The following is a 419-nucleotide window of genomic DNA, read 5'->3' as shown; positions in this document are numbered from 1 at the left end:
GCGTCGGCAACCGCTGCTATAAGCGCAGGCCCAAACGCCACCACAAAACCATCGTTTGCCCTGATGGTAAAAAGACGCGCCAGATTTTGCGCGCTGAACGTTTCAGTTGAGGGCTGTAATACCGCCCTGGCATCGTGCACTGCACGCCTGGCGCGATCCCGGGTCGCTTCGGCCCACGGGGTCAGTACCATGTTACGCCCGGCGCGTACCAGGATCGGGTCTCCTGTGACATCGCGTAACCTGCTTAATGTCCGGCTCATGGCCGAAGTGCTGAGGTTCAGACGACGAGCCGCACCTGCGACACTCGCTTCACTCAGCAATACGTCGAGAGCTACCAGCAAATTAAAATCGGGATCAGACATTACCCTTCCTCCCAGCACATTAAGATAAGGCGTTTGATGCAACAATAAAGTGAAAAT

1 protein-coding gene is annotated in these 419 nt (G+C 55.6%); it reads right to left on the bottom strand.

Annotation, left to right across the window (positions count from 1 at the left end; all coding sequences use genetic code 11):
* Window positions 1–419: LysR family transcriptional regulator (locus FJV41_RS56105; RefSeq protein WP_281291686.1), on the bottom strand; the 419-nt coding region annotated here is incomplete at both ends.

This window comes from Myxococcus llanfairpwllgwyngyllgogerychwyrndrobwllllantysiliogogogochensis, assembly GCF_006636215.1.
Classification (GTDB): Bacteria; Myxococcota; Myxococcia; order Myxococcales; family Myxococcaceae; genus Myxococcus; species Myxococcus llanfairpwllgwyngyllgogerychwyrndrobwllllantysiliogogogochensis.
Note: the sequence above shows the minus strand (reverse complement) of the source record. Positions and strands in the feature narration are given on the sequence as shown.